This is a genomic window from Streptomyces sp. NEAU-W12 (assembly GCF_026242095.1).
Taxonomy (GTDB): Bacteria; Actinomycetota; Actinomycetes; order Streptomycetales; family Streptomycetaceae; genus Streptomyces.
On the sequence record NZ_JAPJDM010000031.1, the window covers coordinates 52,835 to 76,389 of the forward strand.

At 72.8% G+C, this 23,555-nt stretch carries 19 protein-coding genes and 1 pseudogene; 11 read left to right on the forward strand and 9 right to left on the reverse strand.

Going from position 1 to position 23,555, the window contains the following annotated elements:
- Positions 1 to 8 precede the first annotated feature (8 nt).
- From ORI94_RS30615 to ORI94_RS30630, 4 genes are all read left to right on the forward strand, one after another.
- Positions 9 to 2,252: a glycoside hydrolase family 9 protein gene (locus ORI94_RS30615; RefSeq protein ID WP_266075594.1), complete on the forward strand. Its 2,244-nt coding sequence runs from the start codon at positions 9 to 11 to the stop codon at positions 2,250 to 2,252.
- A gap of 153 nt (positions 2,253 to 2,405) precedes the next feature.
- Complete coding sequence (locus ORI94_RS30620; protein ID WP_266075596.1) at positions 2,406 to 2,651, forward strand: hypothetical protein; 246 nt, start codon at positions 2,406 to 2,408, stop codon at positions 2,649 to 2,651.
- Positions 2,652 to 2,654: 3 nt separating this feature from the next.
- Positions 2,655 to 3,032, forward strand: coding sequence for a hypothetical protein (locus ORI94_RS30625; RefSeq protein WP_055609109.1), 378 nt, complete (start codon positions 2,655 to 2,657; stop codon positions 3,030 to 3,032).
- A 338-nt stretch (positions 3,033 to 3,370) separates the two neighbouring features.
- Complete coding sequence (locus ORI94_RS30630; RefSeq protein ID WP_266075601.1) at positions 3,371 to 5,014, forward strand: RICIN domain-containing protein; 1,644 nt, start codon at positions 3,371 to 3,373, stop codon at positions 5,012 to 5,014.
- A gap of 72 nt (positions 5,015 to 5,086) precedes the next feature.
- On the opposite strand, the gene ORI94_RS30635 is transcribed toward ORI94_RS30630, so the two are convergent.
- The gene (locus ORI94_RS30635) at positions 5,087 to 6,256 is read right to left on the reverse strand and encodes a lactate 2-monooxygenase (RefSeq protein WP_266075603.1); all 1,170 of its coding nucleotides are present in this window, start codon (positions 6,254 to 6,256) and stop codon (positions 5,087 to 5,089) included.
- Positions 6,257 to 6,592: 336 nt separating this feature from the next.
- Here ORI94_RS30635 and ORI94_RS30640 point away from each other — a divergent pair, with 336 nt between their 5' ends.
- Complete coding sequence (locus ORI94_RS30640; protein WP_266075606.1) at positions 6,593 to 7,027, forward strand: subtilase-type protease inhibitor; 435 nt, start codon at positions 6,593 to 6,595, stop codon at positions 7,025 to 7,027.
- A gap of 150 nt (positions 7,028 to 7,177) precedes the next feature.
- Here the strand turns inward: ORI94_RS30640 and ORI94_RS30645 are convergent.
- Positions 7,178 to 7,555: pseudogene (locus tag ORI94_RS30645) on the reverse strand (hypothetical protein); the annotation flags it as partial.
- Positions 7,556 to 7,736: 181 nt separating this feature from the next.
- Entirely contained in the window at positions 7,737 to 7,949 is a 213-nt protein-coding gene (locus ORI94_RS30650) for a type A2 lantipeptide (RefSeq protein ID WP_266075607.1), read from the reverse strand.
- Positions 7,950 to 8,584: 635 nt separating this feature from the next.
- Here ORI94_RS30650 and ORI94_RS30655 point away from each other — a divergent pair.
- The 6 genes from ORI94_RS30655 to ORI94_RS30680 all read left to right on the forward strand — a co-directional run bounded on the left by ORI94_RS30655 (position 8,585) and on the right by ORI94_RS30680 (position 16,641).
- On the forward strand, positions 8,585 to 9,847 hold the full coding sequence (locus ORI94_RS30655; protein ID WP_266075609.1) for a S1 family peptidase: 1,263 nt from the start codon (positions 8,585 to 8,587) through the stop codon (positions 9,845 to 9,847).
- Positions 9,848 to 10,103: 256 nt separating this feature from the next.
- Positions 10,104 to 12,563, forward strand: coding sequence for a SpoIIE family protein phosphatase (locus tag ORI94_RS30660; protein WP_266075611.1), 2,460 nt, complete (start codon positions 10,104 to 10,106; stop codon positions 12,561 to 12,563).
- Between the two features lie 350 nt (positions 12,564 to 12,913).
- Positions 12,914 to 13,981, forward strand: a complete 1,068-nt coding sequence (locus tag ORI94_RS30665; protein ID WP_266075612.1) for a glucose-1-phosphate thymidylyltransferase — start codon at positions 12,914 to 12,916, stop codon at positions 13,979 to 13,981.
- The gene (rfbB, locus tag ORI94_RS30670; RefSeq protein WP_266075615.1) at positions 13,978 to 14,967 is read left to right on the forward strand and encodes a dTDP-glucose 4,6-dehydratase; all 990 of its coding nucleotides are present in this window, start codon (positions 13,978 to 13,980) and stop codon (positions 14,965 to 14,967) included. The genes ORI94_RS30665 and rfbB overlap by 4 nt, the downstream gene beginning before the upstream one ends.
- Positions 14,964 to 15,851, forward strand: a complete 888-nt coding sequence (gene rfbD, locus ORI94_RS30675; protein ID WP_266075617.1) for a dTDP-4-dehydrorhamnose reductase — start codon at positions 14,964 to 14,966, stop codon at positions 15,849 to 15,851. The genes rfbB and rfbD overlap by 4 nt, the downstream gene beginning before the upstream one ends.
- Positions 15,838 to 16,641 (forward strand): class I SAM-dependent methyltransferase, encoded by an 804-nt coding sequence (locus ORI94_RS30680; RefSeq protein ID WP_266075619.1) that lies wholly within the window; start codon positions 15,838 to 15,840, stop codon positions 16,639 to 16,641. The genes rfbD and ORI94_RS30680 overlap by 14 nt, the downstream gene beginning before the upstream one ends.
- On the opposite strand, the gene rfbC is transcribed toward ORI94_RS30680, so the two are convergent.
- From rfbC to ORI94_RS30710, 6 genes are all read right to left on the reverse strand, one after another.
- A complete protein-coding gene (rfbC, locus tag ORI94_RS30685) occupies positions 16,631 to 17,239 on the reverse strand; it encodes a dTDP-4-dehydrorhamnose 3,5-epimerase (RefSeq protein ID WP_266075621.1) in 609 nt (202 codons plus the stop codon). The two genes, ORI94_RS30680 and rfbC, sit on opposite strands and share 11 nt — an antisense overlap.
- A 3-nt stretch (positions 17,240 to 17,242) precedes the next feature.
- Positions 17,243 to 19,180 (reverse strand): glycosyltransferase family 2 protein, encoded by a 1,938-nt coding sequence (locus ORI94_RS30690; protein ID WP_266075622.1) that lies wholly within the window; start codon positions 19,178 to 19,180, stop codon positions 17,243 to 17,245.
- Positions 19,181 to 19,548: 368 nt separating this feature from the next.
- Positions 19,549 to 20,265 carry an SRPBCC family protein gene (locus tag ORI94_RS30695; RefSeq protein WP_266075624.1) on the reverse strand — a complete coding sequence of 239 codons (717 nt, stop codon included), beginning with the start codon at positions 20,263 to 20,265 and terminating at the stop codon, positions 19,549 to 19,551.
- A gap of 40 nt (positions 20,266 to 20,305) precedes the next feature.
- Positions 20,306 to 21,415 (reverse strand): XdhC family protein, encoded by a 1,110-nt coding sequence (locus ORI94_RS30700; protein WP_266075626.1) that lies wholly within the window; start codon positions 21,413 to 21,415, stop codon positions 20,306 to 20,308.
- Positions 21,408 to 22,628, reverse strand: a complete 1,221-nt coding sequence (locus tag ORI94_RS30705; protein WP_266075628.1) for a vWA domain-containing protein — start codon at positions 22,626 to 22,628, stop codon at positions 21,408 to 21,410. Before ORI94_RS30705 ends, ORI94_RS30700 begins: the two co-directional genes overlap by 8 nt.
- A 5-nt stretch (positions 22,629 to 22,633) precedes the next feature.
- Entirely contained in the window at positions 22,634 to 23,491 is an 858-nt protein-coding gene (locus tag ORI94_RS30710) for an AAA family ATPase (RefSeq protein ID WP_266076002.1), read from the reverse strand.
- Positions 23,492 to 23,555 lie beyond the last annotated feature (64 nt).

Consider the following 23,555-nt stretch of genomic DNA (forward strand, 5'->3'; position numbering starts at 1 on the left):
GCCCAGACGTGAACAGACGCAGAACCGCTCTGCTGTCCCTGACAGGCCTGCTGGCAACCGCGCTCACCGCGCTGCCCGCCGCCCCGGCCGGGGCGGACGAGGCCGAGCAGGTCCGCAACGGCACCTTCGACACCACCACCGAACCCTGGTGGGCCTCCGCCGGTGTCACCACGAGCCTGTCCGACGGCCGCCTGTGCGCCGACGTCCCCGGCGGAACCACCAACCGGTGGGACGCCGCCGTCGGCCAGAACGGCATCACCCTCGTGAAGGGGGAGTCGTACCGCTTCTCCTTCGCCGCGAACGGCACGCCCGCGGGCCACGTGGTCCGGGCGCTCGTCGGCTTGTCGGTGGCCCCGTACGACACCTACTACGAGGTCTCCCCGCAGCTCAGCGTCTCCGGCGACACGTACTCCTACACCTTCACCGCGCCCGTGGACACCGCGCAGGGCCAGGTCGGTCTCCAACTCGGCGGCAGCCCTGACCCCTGGCGCTTCTGCATGGACGACGTGTCCCTGCTGGGCGGCGTGGAGCCCGAGCCGTACGAGCCCGACACCGGCCCCCGGGTCCGCGTCAACCAGGTCGGCTACCTTCCCGCGGGCCCGAAGAACGCCACCCTGGTCACCGGGGCGACCGGGCGGCTGCCCTGGCAGCTGAAGGACGCCGGCGGCAGGGTCGTCCGGCAGGGCACGACCCTGCCGCGCGGCGTGGACGGGTCATCCGGGCAGAACGTCCACTCGGTGGACTTCGGCGCCCACCGCGTGCGGGGCACCGGTTACACCCTCACGGTGGACGGCGAGACCAGCCGGCCGTTCGACATCGGCGCCGGCGCCTACGAACGGCTGCGGCTGGACTCGGCGAAGTACTACTACACCCAGCGCAGCGGCATCGAGATCCGCGACGACCTGCGCCCCGGCTATGCCCGCCCGGCCGGTCACCTGGACGCGGCCCCCAACCAGGGCGACGGCGCCGTGCCCTGCCAGCCGGGCGTCTGCGACTACTCCCTCGACGTCACCGGCGGCTGGTACGACGCCGGCGACCACGGCAAGTACGTCGTCAACGGCGGCATCAGCACCTGGGAGGTGCTCAGCACCTACGAACGCGCCCGGCACGCCCGCACCGGCCAGGCGGACAAGCTCGGCGACGGCACCCTGGACATCCCGGAGAGCGGCAACGGTGTGCCCGACATCCTCGACGAGGCCCGCTGGGAACTGGAGTTCCTGCTGAAGATGCAGGTGCCCGAGGGCGAGCCGCTGGCCGGCATGGCCCACCACAAGATCCACGACGAGCAGTGGACCGGGCTGCCGCTGCTGCCCGGCGACGACCCGCAGAAGCGCGAACTGCACCCGCCGAGCACCGCCGCCACTCTGAACCTCGCGGCCACGGCCGCCCAGGCGGCCCGCCTGTACCGGCCCTACGACAGGGAGTTCGCGGCCGGGGCCCTGGCCGCGGCGCGCACCGCCTGGAGGGCCGCGCTCGCCCACCCCGAGGAGTACGCGAGCCCGGACGACGGCATCGGCGGCGGCGCCTACCCGGACGACGAGGTGGGCGACGAGTTCTACTGGGCGGCGGCCGAGTTGTACCTCACCACGGGGGAGGAGCAGTTCAAGGAGTACGTCCTGAACTCCCCGGTGCACACCGCCGACATCTTCGGCCCTCTCGGCTTCGACTGGTCGCGCACCGCGGCGGCGGGCCGGCTCGACCTCGCGACGGTGCCGAACAAGCTGCCCGGCCGGGCCGGGGTCCGCGGCTCCGTCATCAAGGGTGCCGACCGCTACCTGGCCACACTGAAGGCCCACCCGTACGGCATGCCGTACGCGCCGGCCGGCAATGTCTACGACTGGGGCTCCAGCCACCAGGTGCTCAACAACGCGGTCGTCCTCGCCACGGCCCACGACCTCACCGGTGCCGCCAAGTACCGGGACGGCGCGCTGCAGAGCATGGACTACATCCTCGGCCGCAACGCCCTGAACATCTCCTACGTCACCGGGTACGGCGAGGTCAGCGTGCAGAACCAGCACAGCCGCTGGTACGCCCGCCAGCTCGACCCGGCGCTGCCGAACCCGCCCGCCGGGACCCTCTCCGGTGGACCCAACTCGAGCATCCAGGACCCCTACGCCCAGTCGGTGCTCCAGGGCTGCGTCGGCCAGTTCTGTTTCATCGACGACATCCAGTCCTGGTCGACCAACGAGCACACCATCAACTGGAACGCGGCCCTGACCCGTATGGCCTCCTTCGTGGCCGATCAGGGGTAGCGGACCGGAGCGGACCGCGGTACCCGCGCCGGCGCCGGAGGTGTCGTCCCGTTCACGGGGACGGCACCTCCGGCGCACCCTTTCGGTACCGCCTCATAACCGCTCTGAGCTGGTGGTATTTACGATCGAGTACCCGAGCGGTACCGTGATGCCATGCCTGCTCTGAATGTGGAGTTCAGTGACCGCGAGCTCGAGGACCTGCGGCAGATCGCCAAGGAGCGCGGTACGTCGATGAAGGCGTTGGTGCGGGAGGCGGCCGCGGCCGACATCGCCCGCCACCGGGCGCTCCAGGAGGGCGCGGAGGCCTTCCGCCGGTTCTTCGCCTCGCACGCCGACGAGTTCGCCGCCGCCTTCCCGGACGACGAACCGCGGGCCGAGGGCGCGGGACGGGCCGCCTGACCGATGACATCCGTTCTGCACATCGACGTGCCCTGGCTGCTCCAGCGGCACGAGGAGGTCCTTCCGGACCAGCCCACCATCAACGACTTCTCGGCGCTGGTCGCGGCCGTCGCCCGGCACCGCGTCGATCCGCCCCGCCTCGGTGTGGACTCGGACGCGGCCTGGCGGGCCGCCGCCCTGCTGCACACCCTCGCCCTGCTCCGCCCCCTGCCGTCGGCCAACGCCCGCTTCGCGTGTGCCACGGCGGTGGCGTACATGTTCGTCAGCGGTGTCGGCATCGACCCGCCCTACGGCGCCATCGTCGACCTCGCCCGCGACCTGATGTCCGGCACGACGGACGTCTACGGGGCCGCCGACCGGCTCCGCTCCTGGCAGATCTGACACCACCGCCGGAATACGAGAACCGGGTGAACCGCGGGAAAACGCAGGTGGAAAGCCGATACCGGCGACTCCGGCCACGTTTTTCCTTTTGACTTCCTGTCAACGAGCGGAGGTTTCCCCGGCGCCTTGTTGGCCGTGTGCCGGTTGTGCGAGAGTGAGCCACCCGTGAGGGGGTAAAATCCGGAGTCGCACGCGCGTTGATGAACCGGGTCCGCTTTCACCATCGGTGAATTGGCCCCCTCCCGCGCAACGCCGCCAAAGAGGTACGGACCACCTGGGACCTCCCTTCTCGGCGTCAGAACTTCTGTGTCACCTGCGTGTGGGAAGGAACCACCTCAGTGCCCACCCCTTGTTCCCCTCGGTCTTCGTATCCCTCTCCCGGAGGGGATCCGGGGGAGTCCGACGAGTCCCTCGCCGCACGGTTGCGAGGCCGTCCGGAGAGTGAGGGCGCACACTCCGTCGCGATGCTGACCACACGTCACTGGCCGGCGATGCACGACTACGCGACCGTCTGCCTCGCCTCGTCGGGGCCGGCCGCCGCCATGGTCACCGCGGCGGCGCAGCACCGTGTCCTGAACCGGGTGGCCCTCGGTGAACCGGCCGTGGCCCTGCGGCCGGTCCTGCTGGTGGCCGTGCGGGACACGGTCCGGGAATGGGCCTCGGACGACCGGAGCACCGGTGCCCTGCCGGAACTGCTCAAGCCGGCCGGTGGGCGCGGCATGCGCGCGGCCAGGACGATGACGCCGGAGAACCGCACACTGGCCCATCGTTCGTTCCGGTCCCTGCCCGGCCTCGCCCGCTGTGTGCTCTGGCACGTCGAGGTCGAGGCGGAACCCGTGTCCGTCCCGGCCGGCCTTCTCGGCATCGGCGCCGACATCGCCTCGAGCACGCTCCAGCAGGCGCGTGAGACCTTCCGTCAGGGCTGTGTCCAGGCCCATCAGGAACTCGCGCCGACGAAGGACTGCCGGTTCTACAACCGACTCCTCGACGTCCCCATCCGCCGTGGCGGCACACTGCTCCCCGATGTCCGGCAGCACCTGGCGGAGTGCCGCTACTGCCGGAACGCGGCCGAGCAACTCAGCCATTTCGAAGGGGACCTCGGCACGCTCATCGCCGAGGCCGTTCTCGGCTGGGGCGCCCGTCGCTACCTCGACTCGCGTCCCGGCCGGGCGACACCGGGCCCGCGCGGCGGCCGCGCGGCCCGCCGCGGACACCGCCACGGCGGCGGACGGTCCGGTGGCAGCCGGCACCGCCTGCTGTCCCGGATCCCTGTCCCCCCACGCCTCACCGGTCTCGGGCGCCCGGACACGGTGCGTTCCACCAGGACCCTGCTCACCGGCCTCGGGGCCGTCTCGGCCGGCGTGCTGGTGAGCGTGCTCATCGCCGGGGGCTCCCCCTCCGACGGCAGCGGCACCGACCCGACCGGTGCCACCAGCGCGGCTGACGGCCGGGGGATCGTACCGACCGAGTCCCCGCCGGGCGTGGCCGGACTGCCCACAGGGCCGGAACCGACCCTCCTGCGCAACATCGCCTCCGGGCTGTGCCTCGACACCCGGGGCGAGCCCCAGGACGGCACCGGCACCCGGCTCGCGGGATGCTCCTCGAGGCTGAGCCAGCAGTGGACCTACGAGGAGGACGGACTGCTGCGCAGCGTGGCCGACCCGGGCCTGTGCCTGGACGCGCACAAGGACGCCGGGGTCGTCGTCCTCGCCACCTGCGCCGACGCCGGCGAGAGCCGGGCCGACGACGTGCGCTACGACCTCACCGAGCAGGGCGAGTTGCTGCCCCGCTGGGACGAACAGCTGGCGCTCGTGCCGGCCGCCCCCGGTGCGAACGCCGACATCGTCATCAGGGTGCGGGACCGCAGCGAGAACCAGCGCTGGCTGACCGAGCCGGTGTCCTCGGCCCAGGACGTCCTGTCGATCAGCCGGCCCCGTACCCGGGCGGCAGGGTCCGTGGAACCGGCCGGGCCGGTGACGTGAAGCGCGCGGCCGGGGCGGGGGAGTGGGCACGGGAGCCCGCGCCCCGGCCCGGTACCCGCCGTCCCGGCCGGGTCAACCGGTGCCCTCCACGAGGTCACCGGGCCCGACCGTGACCGGGGTGGCATGCCCGGACAGGGCGAGGGTGAGGTCCAGCTCCGCGAGCAGACAGCGGATCACGTGCTCGACCCCTGCCTGCCCGTCGAGGCCGAGCCCGTAGACGTAGGGCCGTCCCAGGAGCACCGCCCGCGCGCCGAGGGCAAGGGCCTTGAAGACGTCGTCACCGGTGCGGACACCGCTGTCGAACAGCACGGTCAGCCGGTCGCCGACAGCGGCCACCACACCGGGCAGCGCGTCCGCCGCCGCGACGGCCCCGGCCACCTGACGGCCTCCGTGGTTGGACACCACCACCCCGTCCATCCCGGCATCGGCCGCGAGCCGGGCGTCGTCCGGATGCAGCACACCCTTGAGGACGATCGGCCCGTCCCAGTTCTCCCGCAGGAACGCGAGGTCCGGCCAGGTCTTGGCGGGGTCGGAGAACATGCCGACGAAATGCATCACCGCCGCGTCCGGGTCCTCGTGCACGGGCCTGGCCAGGCCGGCCCGGAAGGCGGGGTCCGAGAAGTAGTTGGCGGTGCCCACTCCGTGCAGGAACGGCAGGAAAGCCTGGTCCAGGTCGCGCGGACGCCAGGACAGCAGGGGAGTGTCCAGGGTGACCACCAAAGCCGTGAACCCGGCGGCCCTCGCCCGGCCGAGGAAACTCCGGGCGATCTCAGGGTCCTTCGGCCAGTACAGCTGGAACCAGCGCTCCGCGTCGCCCATCGCCTCCGCGACCTGCTCCATCGGCGTGCTGGAGGCGGAGGAGAGCACGAACGGCACACCCTGCGCGGCAGCCGCCCGCGCGGCGGCCGGCTCGGCGTCCGGGTGCATCAGCGACAGCACCCCGACCGGCGCCAGCGCCACCGGCGCCGGCAGCGCGCGGCCGAGCACCTCCACCGACAGGTCACGCTCGTGCACGTCCCGCAGCATGCGCGGCACGATCCGGTGGCGGGCCAGAGCCGCCCGGTTGGCGCGCGCGGTACTGCCGTCGCCCGCGCTGCCCGCCACATAACCGACCGGCCCCGGCCCGAGCCGCCGCTCGGTCAGCTCCTCCAGCCGGGTCAGGTCCGTGGGCAGCCGGGGCACGGCACCCGTCATCCCGTTCAGGTAGATCTCGTACTGGAAGTCCGCCCGGTGTCCGGTCACACCACGTCCCCGCCTCTCCTCGTCGAGCCGACTGAATCATGAACAGAAGGCATCGCGGAACGGTCTGCCGGGAACGGAAGCGGAATGTTTCAGGCCTATTGCGAAACAGTGGGAATTCGGCCATCTGGCCACTTCCCGCAAACACCACCCGTGCGGTTACCGGGTTCACGCCCGCGCGTTCCGTGACTTCACGCCACTGATTCAATACGCAATGTTACCGAAAGCGGTCCGGTCGATGTGTGTTTCCGCGGCGGACTCGGCAGACTCCCGCTCGCCGGTCCGGCACCACCGAGCACGGGCCGGCGACTCGTCGAAACGAGCGGAAGGAAGCACACAATGCGGAACACCGCGCGCTGGGCCACCACCATCGGCCTGACCGCCGCAGCCGTCTGCGCACCTCTGTCCGGGGCCGCGTCGGCCGCGCCGGGCGGCGCACCGTCCGCGCTCTACGCCCCGTCGGCCCTGGTGCTCACCATGGGCCACGGGGAGAGCGCCATGGCCGTCACACCGGAGCGCGCGGTCACCCTGACCTGCGCCCCCGGCCCTTCCGGCACCCACCCGGCCGCGGCCGACGCGTGCGGGGAACTGGCCGAGGTGAACGGCGATCTGCAGGCCCTCGCGCCGAGAGAGGGCGTGTTCTGCACCCATCAGTACGACCCGGTCGTCGTCACCGTCGACGGGGTGTGGCAGGGGCAGCGGCTCTCGTACGAGCGGACCTTCGCCAACGAGTGCGTGATGAACGCCCACGGTTCGGGCGTCCTCGCGTTCTGAGACCGGGACCGCACGGTTCCCGTGACCGCGTGGCGGTCGGGTACTGGGGAGTGCCGACCTCCTCGCGGAACGTGCGGCCCCGCAAAGGGAGGCCGGCGGGCGGAGTGGGGCCGCCCGCCGGCCTCCGGCGTGGCCGGGGGCGGGTCTCCGGATGATCTGCCCGACGTCGGGGGCGAGTGTGGTGACCCGGCCCGCGTCGAGGATGTGGACGACCGTGGCGCCCCGCTCGGTACGGACCTCGAGGGCCGGGGAATCGGCGGGCAGCCGCTCACCCTGCTTCGCGAGGACCGCGGTGACCCGGCCGGCGACCGGGCTCTGCAGTACGTAACGGCTCTGCCCGTGTGTCAGGGCGGCGGACGCGGTCACCGTGGAGGTCACCGATCCGGTCGCCGCCCCCACCCAGGCGGCGTCCGTGGCCACCACGGTCACGGCGAGCACCGGCCAGCCCTGAGGGCGGGCGAAGCGCACCGGGAGGTCGAGCTCCTCGGGCGACTGGAGCTTGGCGAGGGCCTGTTGGCGGAACTGCACGGTTCTTCCCGCACCCGCGTGAACTCTGCGAAGGACGAGACGGACCGAGGCGGCCTCGAACGGACCGGCCCGGACCCAGTCGGACTGCGAAGCACCGCCCAGGACGGAAGGGCTTCACGAAAGCAACGCCGAGCCCCGGAGCCGGGGGGCGGCTCCAGGGCTCGGCGGCACAGGGGCGCGATCAGGGACCGGCGACCAGGTTCGTGACCAAAGCGGTGTTCAGACCGGTCACACCCTCGACGGTGCCCGCGGCCGTGCGGACCGGGCCGGAGACCGGGGCGATGCCGTCCACCGCGCCCGTGGGGGTGTTCACGGCGTTCACGGACGGGCCGCCGGAGACGTGGTCGAGCTCGGCGTCGGAGATCTCGACGGTCTCGACCTGGGGGGAGTCCATGAGGGAAGGTCCCTTCGTGGGGATGTGTCACAAGGGGAGCGGCCCTCCAGGAACAGAGTGAAGGCCGCGGCCGTGGGCCCCGGACCCCCGTCGCCGGATGTCCGAAGCGGCCCCGCGGCGCGATGGATCAAAGCACGCCCCGGACCCGGCCCTCCACTCGAGCAAGCCTCTCACCAGGCAACTTGCGGTCGTGTCGCGCACAGGCGTGCAGAGAAGGCGACGGCCCGGTGGCGGCTTCTTCACAGAGGTCACCGCATCGCCCCCTCCTCCGTTTGCACCCCTCGGGAGGAATCCGGCACGCCGGCCCCAAGAGGTATCGGAAGGCAGCCGGCCCGTGGGCGGCTTCCCGCTGCGGTGACCGGGTCGAGCACGCGTTGTGCAGATTCGCCGCAGCCGGGATTCCGGGCCGGGAGGGCGACGGAACGTACGCGGCCGCTTGCGGTGGGTCTCTCCGTCCCGAGGGTTGGCGGGGTGCCGTGCCGCGCGTGCCTGCCGGCCGATTCCGTGGCGCAAACCGACTGACCGCAAAGGGATTTGAACGCTCCGCCGGACCCGTGCGTACCAACAGCCGTCCAGGCGCCCCGACAGCCGCCGCACGGCGGCACGACTCCGGTCCCCCCAGGAGGTCGAGAAGTTTGAGTCACAAGCGAATTCCGAAGCGCAAGGCCGCGATCGCGGTGTGCGGTGCGGTGGCGCTCGGCGCCGCAGCGATCCTGCTCCCCAGCGCCAACGCGTCGCAGGACGGAGCGTCGAACGACGCGGCGGCCGCGCCGAGGACCCTCAAGGCGACGGATGCCTCGGACCTCGCCTCACAGCTCGCCGGGCTCCTCGGCGACGCGTTCGCCGGCTCCTACTACGACGGCGACAGGCAGCGGCTCGTCGTCAACGTCGTACCCGGCGACGACGACAGCGTGATCGTGCAGGCGAAGAAGGCGGGCGCGACCGTCCGCGAGGTCGACAACAGCATGGCCGAACTGGCCGCGGGCGAGCGGACGCTGAAGACCGAGGCCACCATCCCCGGCACCTCGTGGGCCGTCGACCCGCGCACCAACAAGATCCTGGTCACCGCCGACTCCACGGTGACCGGCGAGAACTGGGACAGACTGGAGTCCACCGTGCAGGGCCTCGGCTCCGGCATGGCGACCATCAAGAAGTCCGCGGGCACCTTCAGGACCTTCGCCTCGGGCGGCGACGCGATCTTCTCCGGCGGCGCACGCTGTTCGCTCGGCTTCAACGTCACCGCGGACGACGGCGCGCCCGCCTTCCTGACCGCCGGTCACTGCGCGGTCGCGGCCGACGAGTGGTCCGACGCGCAGAACGGACAGCCGATCGCCACCGTCGACCAGGCGGTCTTCCCCGGTGAGGGCGACTTCGCACTCGTCCGGTACGACGACCCGGCCACCGACGCACCGAGCGACGTCGACGTGGGCGGCCAGACGCTTCAGATCACCGAGGCCGCCGAGGCCGCCGTCGGCCAGGAGGTGTTCCGGACGGGCAGCACCACCGGGCTCGCCGACGGCCAGGTCCTCGGACTCGACGCCACGGTGAACTACCCCGAGGGCACGGTCACCGGTCTCATCCAGACCGACGTCTGTGCCGAGCCCGGCGACAGCGGCGGCTCGATGTTCACCCAGGACGGCCTCGCGATCGGCCTCACCTCGGGCGGCAGCGGCGACTGCACGGTCGGCGGCGAGACCTTCTTCCAGCCGGTCACCACCGCCCTGGCGGCGGTCGGCGCGACGCTCGGCGACGGCGGCACCGGAGGCGGCGACCAGGCAGGCGGCGACCAGGCCGGCGAGGTCGACGGCGAGGTCGACGGCGAGCAGGCGGGCCAGGACGAGGGAGCCGGTTACGGCGCCGGCCAGGGCGCCGAGGACGGCCTGGCCGAGACCCACTGACCGTCACCCGCCGAGCCATCACCGAGCCCCCGGCTCGCCACGACGCACCGTGGCGGACCGGGGGCGGCGGCACGCCGACACACCGGCAGCGGGGGTCCGCACGCGTCCCGCCCGCACGTGGGCTGCCCGCTCGCGGGCCGGGGCCTGCCCGGCCCGCGAGCCGCGCCCCGGCTGCGTGCTGTCCGCCCTTGTCCCCGCACCCCCGGAGGGGCGGAGAATGACGCAGGGGCTGCGTAGATGTCGTATAAGCGCTGTAATGGCCAACGTGGTCGGTGAGGGCGCTGCGGGACGCAGCACGAGAACGCTGCGTGCGGAAGGTGCCCTCGCGACGATCGCTGCCGAGCCGGAGTCGCCGGACCGGGTGCGCCGGGTCCTGGAGCAGGCCCTGGTCTTCGCCGGCGCCGCCTTCGTCGCCGTGTACGCGCCCAGCGGAGACGGCGAGCAACTGCGCCTGGTGGAGTCGGCCGGGATTCCGCGGACCCTGTGCGGGGTGCGGGACAGCTATCCCGCCGCCGGGCACTCCCCGGCCGCCGACGCGGTACGCGGGGGGCGGCCGGTGTGGCTCGGCCCCGAGGAACTCGCCGCCCAGGCCCAGGCCCAGGCACGGCGCGTCCCGGCCCGTGACTTCTCCCTCGCCGCGCTGCCCGTGCGCCACGACTCCGGTGGCTGCCTGCTCGCCGTCAGCGAGCACCCCGGCGGCTTCGACACCGACGACCGCGTCTGCCTCGGACTCGTCACCGACGCGGTCGCCCTTCCCGGGCGGCAGCCGGCGCCCGACGGCGGCGGAAACCCCGCACCGGATGCCTTCGTCCTCGCCATGGACACCGGACGGGTCCGGGTGGGCGACGACATCCTGGACCTCTTCGGCCTCGGTCCGGACGACTTCGACGGACGCGTCGAGACCCTCGTGGGCCGGGCCGTGCCGGAGGACCTGCCCTCCGTGATGTCGGTCGTCGAGTCCGACCACATGACCGTCGGCGAGCGCGAACTGGAGTTCCGGGTCGTGCAGCCCGCCGGCCCGCCGAAGTGGCTCAGACTGCGCGGCCGGCTGCTGCCGGGCGGGGAGGGCCGTCCGGCCCGCCTGGTGGGCTCCGTCGCCGACGCCTCCACCCTGCGTGCCGACGTCACCGACGTGGCCCGGGTACAGCGCCTGGCCACCGCGCTCACCACCGCGGTCACGGTCCGCGATGTCGGCAAGGCCGTGGTCGCGGCCCTGCGTGGGCCACTGGGGGCCGACCGGATCGCGGTCGCCGAACTGGAGAGCGACCGGCTCGTCGTCACCGTCCTCGACCCGCCGGAACCGGACGCCTGGCCGGACCTGTGGCGCGCCGAGTGGCGTACCGAATGGCCCGAGGCGCCTGTGCGCACCATGCCCACGCTCGCTGCCGTCCTGCGCGAGGGCCGGGCCCGGATATGGCCCGCGGGCAGCGCTCTGGAGACCTCCCTCGCCGAGGTCGGACCGGGTGGTCTCGCCATGCTGCCGCTGTCCGCCGGCAACCGGACGGCCGGTGCCTGCCTCATCGGCTGGGACGCCCCGCACGACTTCGGCGCGGATGAGCGCGCCCTGCTCACCGCCGCCGCCGGTCTCGCCGGACAGGCCCTCATACGGGCCCGCGCCTTCGACGCCGAGCACGAACTGGTCGGCATGCTCCAGCGCCAGCTGCTGCCGCGCAGCCTGCCCCGGCTGCCCGGCGCGATCGCCGTCGCCCGCTACCTGCCCAGCACCGCCGGCCTCGAGCTCGGCGGCGACTGGTACGACGTGATCCCGCTGCCCGACAACCACGTCGCCCTGGTCATCGGCGACGTCCAGGGCCACAGCGCCGGCGCCGCCACCCTCATGGGACAGATGCGCACCGCACTGCGCGCCTACGCCGTCGAGGGGCACACGCCCGACGTGGTGGTCTCACACACCAACCGGCTGCTCGTGGACATGGAGAGCGACCTCTTCGCGACCTGCTGCTACGTCGACGTCGACCTGGAGCAGGGCTCCGCCTGGTGTGTACGCGCCGGGCATCTGCCGCCGGTGCTGCGTCACCCGGACGGCAGCACCGAGATCGCGGAGGTGGAGGGCGGTCCGCCGCTCGGCGTCATGGCCCAGGCCGACTTCCCGATGAGCCCGCTGAGGCTGGGGCCCGGCACGGTGGTCGCCCTCACCACGGACGGCCTGGTCGAGACCGTCGAGGCCGACATCGACGAGGGAATGGACCACCTCGCGCGCCGGCTGGCGGCCGCCGACCCGGCCGACCTGGGAATGGTCGCCGACGGCCTGCTGGGCAAGGCCCCGCGCAGCGACGACGTCGCCCTGCTCCTGATGCGCTACGAGGGCATGACCCTGCGGCCGCTGCGGGAGACCTGGACGGTGTGGCGGGTGCCGCAGGCCGTCGGTCACGCCCGCCGCTTCACCCGGCGCACCCTGCGTTCCTGGGACCTCACCGAGGACCTCGACGCCGCCCTGCTCGTCGTCTCCGAGCTGGTCACCAACGCGCTCGTGCACACCGAGGGGCAGGTCCGTCTCGACCTCACCCTCGTCGGCGACCGGCTGCGCCTCACGGTCGCCGACGCCTCGCCCCGCAGTCCCGCCAAGCCGAGCAGCATCGGCTGGGAGGCCACCGGAGGCCGGGGCATCCTGCTCGTCGAGGCCCTGTCGGCGGCCTGGGGGACCCTGCCGGTCAGCGGCGGCAAACAGGTGTGGGCGGAACTCGGCGCGCACCGGTGAGCAGGCGTCGTCCCGGGCGTCGACAACGCTCCCGGCACCGGTGTCATCCCTTCGGGTGACAGGCCGCCGGGCCGCGATCCCGTCCCGCGCCTGCCGTCACCGGCCCGGTGCACCTCCGCTCCCGACCTGCCCGAACCGCACCGCGGGAACCCCCCGCCCGGGTAAGGGCATTGACGCACCGGGCCGGGACGGGCCGACACGCCCGACAGGGGATCGGGCGTCCCCGTTCCGCGCGAATCAGCGGTCATGGGCCGGAAAGACGGCGACTGGACGGGTCCTGTCCGGGATTTCGTCATGAAGCGTTAAAACAAGTGATGTTCCGTGCGCCGTGCACCACTATGGTGAGGCAGATGAAGGCTCTCGTGCTGTCCGGCGGCGCCGGCACCCGGCTGAGGCCGATCACCCACACCTCGGCGAAGCAGTTGGTCCCCGTGGCCAACAAGCCCGTGCTCTTCTACGGGCTGGAATCGATCGCGGACGCCGGCATCACCGACGTCGGAATGATCGTCGGCGACACGGCCGAGGAGATCGAGGACGCGGTGGGCGACGGATCGAAGTTCGGCCTGCGCATCACCTACATCCCCCAGGAACATCCTCTGGGGCTGGCCCACGCGGTGCTGATCGCCCGCGACTGGCTCGGCGACGACGACTTCGTGATGTACCTCGGCGACAACTTCATCGTCGGCGGCATCAGCGGACTCGTCGACGAGTTCCGCCGGCACCGGCCCGACGCCCAGATCCTGCTCACCCAGGTCGCCGACCCCCGCTCCTTCGGCGTCGCCGAACTCGACGCGGACGGACAGGTGATCGGCCTCGAGGAGAAACCCGAGCGTCCCAAGAGCGACCTCGCCCTCGTCGGCGTCTACCTCTTCACCCCCGCCATCCACGACGCGGTGCGCGCGGTCAAGCCCTCCTGGCGCGGCGAACTCGAGATCACCCACGCCATCCAGCGCCTGATCGACTCCCACGCCGACGTGCGCTGCACGGTCATCCACGGCTACTGGAAGGACACGGGAAACGTCGTCGACATGCTGGAGGTCAACCGGTCCGTCCTCGAAGGCGTCGAGCGCCGGATCGACGGCGAAGTGGACGACGCCTCCGAGACCATCGGCCGGGTGGTCGTGGAGGAAGGGGCCCGGATCACCAACTCGCGTGTCGTCGGCCCCGCCGTCATCGCCTCCGGCACGGTCGTCAGCGACTCCTATGTCGGACCCTTCACCTCCGTCGCGGAGAACTGCCGGATCACCGACAGCGAACTCGAATTCTCCATCGTGCTGCGGGACTCCTCGATCGACGGCGTCCGCCGCATCGAGTCCTCACTGATCGGCCGCCATGTCGAGGTGACCCCGGCCCCCAGCGTTCCCAGCGCCCACCGATTCGTCCTCGGAGACCACAGCAAGGTGCAGATCCACTCATGAACCTTCTCGTCACCGGAGCCGCCGGCTTCATCGGCTCCCGTTACGTCCGCAGGCTGCTCGCCGCCGACGCGCCCGACGCCGCCGATGCGCCGAGGATCACCGTGCTGGACGCGCTCACCTACGCCGGCACCCTCGACAACCTCCCGCTCGAGCACCCCCGACTCGAGTTCGTCCACGGAGACATCCGCGACGCCGACCTCGTCGGCAAACTCACCGCCGAGGCGGACCAGGTGGTCCACTTCGCCGCCGAGTCGCACGTCGACCGCTCCCTCCTCACCGCCTCCGACTTCGTCCTCACCAATGTGCTCGGCACCCAGATCCTCCTCGACGCCGCCCTGCGCCACGACGTGAACACCTTCGTGCACGTCTCCACCGACGAGGTGTACGGGTCGATCGCGTCGGGCTCGGCGACCGAGGCGTACCCGCTCGAACCCAGCTCCCCGTACTCCGCCTCCAAGGCCTCCTCCGACCTGCTCGCCCTCGCCTGCCACCGCACCCACGGCCTGGACGTCCGCGTCACCCGCTGCTCCAACAACTACGGCCCGCACCAGTTCCCCGAGAAGGTCATTCCGCTCTTCGTCACCAACCTCCTCGACGGCGCGAGGGTCCCGCTCTACGGCGACGGCCTCAACGTCCGTGACTGGCTCTACGTCGACGACCACTGCGCGGGCATCGACCTCGTGCGGACCAGGGGCCGGGCCGGCGAGGTCTACAACATCGGCGGCGGCACCGAACTCACCAACAAGGACCTCACCGGCCTCCTCCTCGAAGCCTGCGGCGCCGGCTGGGACCGGGTCGAGCACGTCGAGGACCGCAAGGGCCACGACCTGCGCTACTCCGTCGACTGGACCAAGGCCCGCGACGAACTCGGCTACCGCCCCCGCCACGACTTCACCGCCGGCCTCGCCGAGACCGTCGCGTGGTACCGGGACCACCGCGCCTGGTGGGAGCCGCTCAAGCAGCGCGTCACCGGGGGAAATCCATGAAATGGCTGGTCACCGGCGCGGGCGGGATGCTCGGCCGGGACACCGTCGACGAACTGGCCCGGCGCGGTGAACAGGTGACCGGCCTCGACCGGGCCGCCCTCGACATCACCCGGGCCGAGGCGATCGAGCACGTCCTGTCCGAGCACCGTCCCGGCATCGTGGTCAACTGCGCCGCGTACACCGCCGTCGACGACGCCGAGACCGACGAGGAACAAGCCACCCGGGTCAACGGCGACGGGCCCCGCCTGCTCGCCCGCGCCTGCGCGGTGCACGGCGTCCGGCTGATCCACGTCTCCACCGACTACGTCTTCCCCGGCGAGGCCCGCACCACCCCCTACCCCGAGGACCACCCGACCGCCCCGCGCACCGCCTACGGCCGCTCCAAGCTGGCCGGAGAACGGGCCGTGCTGGAGGAGCTGCCCGGCGCGAGCGCCGTCGTGCGCACCGCTTGGCTCTACGGGGTCCACGGCGCCAGCTTCGTGCGGACGATGATCGGTCTCGAGGCCCGCCGCCCCACCGTCGACGTCGTCGACGACCAGCGCGGGCAGCCCACCTGGAGCGCGGACGTCGCCGCACGCATGGCCGACCTCGGCCCCCGCCTCGGCGACGACGTGCACGGCGTCCTGCACGCCACCAACTCCGGCGAGGCCACCTGGTACGGCCTGGCCCGGGAGGTGTTCCAGCTGGTCGGGGCCGACCCCGACCGGGTACGGCCCACCACCTCGGCGGCCTTCCCCCGGCCCGCACCGCGCCCCGCGTACAGCGTCCTCGCGCACGACCGCTGGCAGGACATCGGCCTGCCGGCACCGCGTGACTGGCGCGTCGCCCTGCACGAAGCACTGCCCCGGATCCGTAAGGAGAGTCCCCTTCGTGAAACGCCATGAGTTCCTGCGCGCACTGCACAAGGCCAGCGCCAACCGCAACTACCTGGAGATCGGCGTCAACGACGGCCGCAGCCTGCGCCTGTCACGCGTCCCCAGCATCGCGGTCGACCCCGCCTTCAAGGTCGTCTCGGAACTGAAGTGCGACGTCCACCTGGTCAAGGCCACCAGCGACGACTTCTTCGCCCGTGACAACCCGCTGGCCCACCTCAAGGGCGGCCGGCACCCGCTGCGCAACCTCCGCCGGGGCCGCAGCCCCGTCGGGCACTGGCGGCGCACCACACTCGACCTGTCCTTCATCGACGGCATGCACCTGTTCGAGTACGCCCTGCGCGACCTCATGAACGTCGAGAAGCACTCCGACTGGTCCAGCGTGATCGTCCTCGACGACATGCTGCCGCGCAACGTCGACGAGGCGGCCCGGGACCGCCACACCACGGCCTGGACCGGCGACGTCTACAAGATCACCGAGGTGCTGGCGCGCCACCGCCCCGACCTGGTGACGATTCTCGTCGACACCCAGCCCACCGGCCAGCTCGTGATCTTCGGCGCCGACCCGGACAACACCGTGCTGCACGACAAGTACGACGAGATCATGGCCGAGTACAAGGTGCCCGACCCGCAGAAGGTGCCCGAGACGATCCTGGAGCGGGCCGGCGCGGTGCCGCCCGAGGCACTGATCGAGGCCGGCTTCTGGCGCCCGCTCACCCAGGCCCGCAACCGCGGCCTGCCGCGGCGCCTGGGCTGGGAGCCCTTGCGCCGCGCGCTCGACCAGGTCGGCGTCAGCCGCTGAGCCCCCTGCCGCGGAGCTCCTTCGAGCGTGCGCGGCAGGCCTCGTACGACGGCAGCAGGCCGAGGCGCTCCGCCTCGGCCAGCGTCGGCGCCTGCTCGTCCTTCGGCGACAGCACCGGGTCGACGCCCTGCGGCCACTCGATGCCCAGGGCCGGGTCGAGCGGGTGCACCCCGTGCTCGCGGCCCGGCGCGTAACCCGTCGAGCACAGGTACACCACCGTCGCGTCGTCGGTGAGCGCCATGAAGGCGTGCCCCAGCCCTTCGGCGAGGAACACCGCGTGCCGGCTGTCGTCGTCCAGCCGGACGGCCTCCCAGCTCCCGTACGCCGGTGACCCCAGCCGCAGGTCCACCACCACGTCGAGCACCGCGCCGCGCACACAGGTCACATACTTGGCCTGGCCGGGCGGCACGTCCGCGAAGTGCACCCCGCGCAGCACCCCACGGCGCGACACCGAGCAGTTGGCCTGCGCGATCGACAGGTCGTAGCCCGTGGCCCCACGGAACTCCTCACCGCGGAACCACTCGTGGAAACTGCCCCGGTCGTCCGGGAACACCTTGGGCTCCAGTACCCAGGCGCCCTCCAGATCCAGTGCGCGCACCGGTCACCGCCTCCCCTTGACCAGCGGCGCCACCCTCGCACGGGCGGCACCGAGCACCCGCCGCGCCCTGCGCAGCAGTTTCCGTCCGGTACGGGGGCGCGGAACCTGCACCACCAGCACTCCGCCCCGGCCGACACGGACCGCGAACGGCAGCCCGGAGAAACGCGGTTCGGTGGCCTCCCGGTCCAGGTCGAGCGCCACCCGCCAGACACCGCGGGGGAGTCCCGAGGGCAGCGTCGCCTCCAGCCGCGACCCCGGCCGCTGCGGCTCGGCGGTGAGCGAGCCCGGCGCGTACAGGGTCCGGCCCGCGGAGGAGAACCGGAGCCGCACCGGCGTGCCGTCCGCCGCGTGCAGCGGGATCCTGGCGCGCAGCCGCGCGCCGGAGACCGTGACATCCGGCCGCCGCACCTGGCCGAGGCCGAGCCGCCTGCCCTTCACCGCGACATCCAGGGAGAGATTGCCGTGCGGCTCCGTCCAGTACGGCAGGACCGCCCGGCCGGCGACGACGCCCGCGTACGGTTCCGGCCGGGTGGCACGAGGGGCCGGACCGAGACGGCACTCCTTGGTCCAGCCGCCGAGCCTGACCCGTACGACGGCGTCCCAGGCCCCGTCACCCGGCAGCACGCCGGGGTCGACCGAGGCCGTCGCCCGCAGCACCAGCCGCACCCGCTCCCCGCCGTCCACCGGTACCTTCTCCCGGACCAACTCCACGGGCTGGAAGTACTGGGCGGAGCTGGAGCGTTCACGCAGCAGCAGATCGGCGGTCGCCTCGGTGAAGCGGGCCGCGGTCTGGGCGCCGACCCACGCCACCGCCTCCTCCACGCTCTTCGGCGTATCGGCCAGCGGAGCGCGGACGGCGTCGGCGGGGAACGTCATCGGCGCGCCCGCGGAGGCGTATTCGGCGGTGAAACCGAGACGCAGCGAACCGCCCTCCCACTCCACGCCGGTCGGCGACGCCGTCGCCGCGACGCCGGCCTCCCACTCGGCGAAGGCCACCACGTCGTCGTACCGGTCCGCCGCCGTCAGCGAGGCGACGACCTGCTGCGTCGGCTGCAGCCCGGCCGCGACAGCAGGTCCGAACCGTTCGACGACCACCTTGTGGATCTCGCCGAACAGCTCCCGGCGGTAGTCGTCCGGCAGCCCCAGCAGCCGCCGGGCACGCAGCCGTTCCACCATCTCCACCCGCAGCCACCGGCGGAACAGCCGGTCACGCACCGGGCCGGGTCCGGTGTACCGCTCGACCACGTCGAGCGCCTCGCGGAGGTTGGTGAAGTAACCCACCGGATCGAAGCGCTGGAAACCGGCATTGGAGGCGTCGTCACGCCGGATGTGGTAGTAGCAGACGTAGTCGCTGAGCACGGAGACGTTGGCCGCCCGCAGATATGCCTCGGTGACGAAGACGTGGTCCTCCAGCCGACGCCGCCCCTCCGGGAAACGCAGCCCGATCTCGTCGAGGAACGCCCGGCGGAACATCTTGTGCGGGGTGAGGCTGTCGATCAGCGGCGCGTTCTCCACCGTGGCCCGCGGGTGGTTGCGGCGGAACAACTCCACCGGCACACCGCGGTTCCTGCCGGCCATCTTGCCGACGACGACATCCGCGCCGTTGGCCACGCCGTACGTGTACATCCGCTCCAGGGCCTCGTCGCCCAGGTAGTCGTCGTTGTCGACGAACATCACGAACTCGCCGCGGGCGGCGGCGATCCCGACGTTGCGCGGTGTGCCGGACCAGCCGGAGTTCTCCTGGTGGATCACCCGCATCCGCGGGTCCTCGGCGGCCAGCCGGTCGAGCCGTGCGGGAGTACCGTCGGTGGAACCGTCGTCGACGAAGACCGCCTCGTACTCCTCGGGAGGCAGGGACTGCCGTCGCAGCGAGGAGATGCAGTCCTCGATGTAGGCCCCCGGGTTGTACACGGGGACGATGACGCTGACCTTGACCGGCATCTGGATTTGTGGCCCTTCGGGTCGCTTGCCGTCGAACGGGCGGCTTGGTGCGCGTTGCCCGATCGTAACCCCGTGGCCACCTGGGTCCCGTCTTCCGAACGCCGCCGAGACCGTGCCGTGATCAACCCTCACACGTAGGAGTGATCCGCTTGCTGCGAGGGGCGCTTGATGGGGGGTCAGGTACGGGAAGGGCCGGTGCGCCGGCACGCGGAGGTCCGGACCGCTTCGTGTCGGTGGAAGCGGTCCGGACGCTGCGAACAGATTCGATCTTCACGGACCTCCTTCCGCGATCGGAGGTGTCATGAGGCCCACTACCCGAACCGGCACGGTTCACACGCGCCTTTTCCGCCCATTTGTCGGCCCCGGTGTCAGGTCCGCCGCCGCCTGCACACTCGCGCCACCAGCAGGACCACCACCGCCGCGCCCGCGAGCACCGCGACGGCCCGCTCGGCGACCGGCAGACCGGCGGTGCGCAGCAGGTCGAGGGGCTCGTCCGGCGGGGCCCCGGTGCGCCGGAGGGACTGCGCCGCACCGGTCGTGACAGCCTCGGCGGCACCCGAGGCACCAGCCGTCCCCGAGGTACCGGCCGTCCCCGAGACACCGGCCGTATCGGCCGCGGCCGCCTCTTCGGCCGCGCCGGCCGGCTGCGTCAGCTGTTCGGACAGGCAGGCGGCGAACCGGCCGATGATCTGCTCGCCGACGTCCGCCAGCACCCCGCGGCCGAACTGGGCCGGCCGCCCGGTCACGGTGAGATCGGTACGCACGGACACCGCCGTGCCGCCGTCCCGCGCACCGAGCGTCGCCGTGACGGTCGCCCGCGCGGTGCCCTGGCCCCGGGTCTCCCGGCCACTGGCCACCAGCACCATCCGGTGTGCCGTTCCGTCCCGCTCCTCGAAGACGGCCGTGCCCCGGTAGGTCACGGTGACCGGGCCCACCTTGACCTTCACCGAGCCGGTCACCGCCTCGCCGTCGTACTCCTCGACGGTCGCCCCCGGCAGACACGGCGCGACCCGTTCGATGTCGAGGAGCGCCGGCCAGGCGTCGTCGACCGGGACGGGAACGGTGAACTCGTGATGCAGCTCCATGGCTTCCACCTCGCGGCTCGGTTCTCGGGGCAGGGGGCGTTCAGGGCGCGGGTACGGGCGGATGGACCGCGCCCTCGGTCGCGGACAGCGGTGCGCCCGTGCCGCCCCAGCGCAGTGCGACGATCTCGGCGGCCACCGACACCGCCACCTCCTCGGGGGTACGGGCCCCGAGGTCGAGCCCGACCGGTGAGCGCAGCCGGGACATCTCGGCCCCGGTGAGCCCTCTCTCCACCAGCCGGTCCCGCCGCTCCGCGTGGGTGCGGCGGCTGCCCATCGCGCCGATGTAGGCGGCCGGCCGGCGCAGCGCCTCCTGGAGCAGCGGCACATCGAACTTCGGATCGTGGGTGAGGACACAGATCACCGTGCGCTCGTCGGTCTCCGTGCCCTGCAGATAACGGTGCGGCCAGTCCACGACCACCTCGACGCCCTCAGGGAAACGACGGGGCGTGGTGAACACCGGTCGGGCGTCGCAGACGGTGACGCGGTAGCCGAGGAAGCCGCCGATCCGTGCCACGGCCGCCGCGTAGTCGATCGCGCCGAAGACCAGCATGCGCGGTGGCGGCGCGAAGGACTGAAGGAACACCTCCACCGCGTCCTCCCGGCGCTGCCCCCGGGGCCCGTAGTGACGCAGCCCCGTGGCACCGAGGGCGAGTCCACCGCGTGCGTCGGCGGCGACCGCCGCGTCCAGGCCGGTCGTCCCCAGGGAGCCCGCGAGCCGGCCGGGCCACACGGCGAGCGTGGCCCCGCGCGGCGCGGGACCGTCGGTCACCGTCGCCACGGTCACCGGTTCGCCCGCGGCGACCGACTCCGCGACGGCGCCGAACGCCGGATCCCGCTCCGGCGTCACCGGGCGCACGAGCAGGGTGATCTCGCCGCCGCAGGTCAGGCCGACCGCGAAGGCGTCGTCGTCGCTGTAGCCGAAGGTCTCCAGGCGGGCCTCGCCGTCGGCGACGACCTCCCGCGCCAGCTCGAACACCGCCCCCTCGACACACCCCCCGGACACACTGCCCACCACCTCGTCGTCCGGTCCCACGGCCATCGCCGCCCCCGGGCCGCGCGGTGTGCTGCGGCTGGTACCGACCACGCCGGCGAGGCCGAACGGCCGGCCTGCGGCGTACCAGCGGGTGAGCGCCGGAAGGATGTCACGCACGGTGGGCTCCTTCCCGGGGTGCGGCGGACGGGCCGGGTACGGCCCCCCGGCCGGGGACGGTCCGTCCGGGGGAGGCGGCATCGAGGGGCGAGGCACCCCGCACCACCGTCGCCAGGTTCTCCAGGGCGGCCAGGCTGTGGCCCTCGACGAACACGTCCACGCTCGGCAGCGCCGCCGCCATCCCCGCGGCCAGTGGCGCGTAACCGGGGCGCGCCTTGAGTGGATTGGCCCAGATCACCCGGTGGGCCAGCCGGTGCAGGCGGCGCATCTGAGCCGCGAGGAGTTCGGGGTCGCCGCGCTCCCAGCCGTCCGACAGCAGCACCACCACGGCGCCACGGGCCATGCCCTGCTGCCCCCAGCGGTCGAGGAACTCCCGCAGCAGCTCACCGAGCCGGGTCCCGCCGCGCCAGTCGGGCACCGCGGCCCACGCCGTGCTCAGAGCCGGACCGGGATCCCGGCGGGACAGCTCCCGGGTCACCCGGGTCAGCCGGGTGCCGATCGTGAACACCTCCGCCCTCCGGCCGCGTACGGCGGCGTGCGCGAAGCGCAGCAGCGCGTCCGCGTACGGTGCCATCGACCCGCTGACATCGACGAGCAGCACCAGCCGCCGCGGCCGTTCGGCCCGGACCCGGCGCAGCAGCCGGGCCGGTTCGCCGCCGCGCCGCAGCAGCTCCCGCACGGTCCGGTGCGGATCGACGTCCCCGCGCCGGGCAGGCCGGCGCCGTGCCGTGCGCCGGACCTCGCCGCGCGGGGCCAGCGCCGCCAGCAACCGCCGCACCTGCTCCCGCTCGCCGTCGGCCAGGCCCGCGAGATCGCGGTGGCGAAGCGTCTCGGTGGAACTGGCCCGGGTGGCCAGGGGAGGCCCCGGATGCTCCTCCTTTGTACCGGCCGCCCGGCGGCCGGCGGCGTCGCGCACCACGAGCCGCCGCCGCGGCCGGGGCGTGGCCGGTGCCGGCGGTCCGCCGGGCTCTCCGGTGCCGAAATACGCGGCGAAGACCCGGTCGTAGCGCTCCAGATCGTCCCGGCCGGAGCACAGTGTCAGCCGTCCCGCCCAGTACACGTCCGTCCGTGCCCCGGGCCGCAGGGCGTCCACCGCGCGAAGGAAGGCGTGCACCCGCTCCGCGCTCGCGTCGACGCCCGCCGCGCGCAGGGCACGGGCGAACCCGAGGAGCACGGCGACCGCTTCGCGCGCCCCGTCCGCCGTGCCGGTCACGTCCGTCACCTCCCTCGTGCGGCGAGCACCGCCGCCAGGTCGAGTCCGCGGGCCCGCTCGGTGTCCTCCCGGTACTTCAGGGCGGACCCGAGCGTGGCCACGGCGAGGTCCGCGTCGACCTCGTCGGCCCCGAGCGCGTCCAGGGCCTGCGCCCAGTCGATCGTCTCGGCCACCCCCGGCGGCTTGAGCAGGTCCTGCGCGCGCAGCGCCTGCACCAGTGCGGTCACCTGCTCGGCCAGCCGCGCCGACACCCCGGGCAGCCGGCGCCGGACGACGGCCAGCTCGCGGGCGAAGTCCGGATGGTCGAACCAGTGGTACAGGCAACGCCGCTTGAGCGCGTCGTGCACCTCCCGGGTGCGGTTCGAGGTCAGCACGACCACCGGCGGCACCTCTGCCCGTACGGTGCCCAGCTCCGGGATCGTCACCGAGAACTCCGACAGCAGCTCCAGCAGGAAGGCCTCGAACTCGTCGTCGGCACGGTCGATCTCATCGACGAGCAGCACGCACGGCTGTGTCTCAAGGGCCCGCAGCAGGGGCCGGGTGATCAGGAAACGGCGGTCGTACAGATCGCCCTCGAGGCGGTCGGCGTCCGTGATCCCGGCCGCCTCGGCGGCCCGCAGATGCAGCAGCTGACGGGGGAAGTCCCAGTCGTAGAGAGCCTGGGAGGCATCGATGCCCTCGTGGCACTGGAGCCGGATGAGCGGGGCGTCCAGTGCCTGGGCGAGGGCGGTCGCCAGCGCGGTCTTGCCGACGCCCGGATCACCCTCGCAGAAGACCGGCCGGTGCAGCTTCAGGGCGAGGAAGCAGGCGATGGCCAGCCCGTCGTCGACGAGATACCCCGTCGCCTCCAGCCGGGCCCGCACCTCGTCCGGCCCGAAAGCCTCCTGGTCCGGCCTGTCCGATGCCGGGCCCGGTCCGGACGCCGCG